This is a genomic window from Ornithinimicrobium cerasi (assembly GCF_003702705.1).
Lineage (GTDB): Bacteria > Actinomycetota > Actinomycetes > Actinomycetales > Dermatophilaceae > Ornithinicoccus > Ornithinicoccus cerasi.
The window spans coordinates 1-736 of sequence record NZ_QZMN01000076.1 but is presented as its reverse complement, the minus strand read 5'-3'; the positions used below and the strand labels follow the sequence as shown (position 1 = coordinate 736).

The 736-nt window shown below is 63.3% G+C and carries 1 protein-coding gene; it reads left to right on the top strand.

Features of this window, described 5'->3' with window-relative positions:
* The first annotated feature begins 107 nt into the window (after positions 1–107).
* On the top strand, positions 108–689 hold the full coding sequence (locus D4B81_RS17870) for an AAA family ATPase (protein WP_122263991.1): 582 nt from the start codon (positions 108–110) through the stop codon (positions 687–689).
* The last annotated feature ends 47 nt before the right edge of the window (positions 690–736 follow it).

The following is a 736-nucleotide window of genomic DNA, read 5'->3' as shown; positions in this document are numbered from 1 at the left end:
AGTCCGCAGCCTGAGATCGCGGTGGCGTAGCGCGCCGCGGACGTGGAAGCCCTCAAGGGGCGACCACCGCTGACGGGGTCCGCTAGCTGGGTGTCATGCTGTGGCACATGCTTCTCGTGCTGTTCGGGCCCCCGGCTGTCGGCAAGATGACGATAGGCCGCGCAATCGCCAAGAACAGCTCCTTTCGCTTGTTCCACAACCACATGACGATCGAACCGCTCTTGGAGACCTTCGGTCACGGCACCCCGCCCTTCAACATCCTCAACACAGAGTTCCGACGTCGCGTTCTGGAGGAAGCCGCCGGGCATGGCGTCGACCTGATCTTCTCCGTTGTCTGGGCGCTCGACTCCCAGGACGATCTAGCGGAGATGACGTCCTACATCGGCATCTTCGAGAGCGTCGCCTTCGTCGAGCTACGAGCCGACCTTGATACCCGGCTGGCTCGAAACCGCACCGAGGAGCGATTACTGCACAAGGCATCGAAGAGGGACGTCGAGTGGTCGGACGACAACGTGAGACAGATGGAGATCGAATGGCAGATGACCTCTGCCGACGGTTACGACGTGGCCGCTGAGCTCCTCGCCCAGCACCCGCACCTCGTTCTTGACACGGTCGAGGTACCGCCGGCCTTGTCGGCCACAAGGATCATCGAGTGGGTCGAGACCCTGCGCGGCAGGTCGGTCAAGTGAACTGCGACCGCCCAAAACGCAAGAGCGGCGGAGCGCGCCACGCGGCA

Bases quoted from the DNA above. Each gene is read 5' to 3' on its own strand.
- D4B81_RS17870 (WP_122263991.1), top strand. From the start codon at position 108: ATGCTTCTCGTGCTGTTCGGGCCCCCGGCTGTCGGCAAGATGACGATA.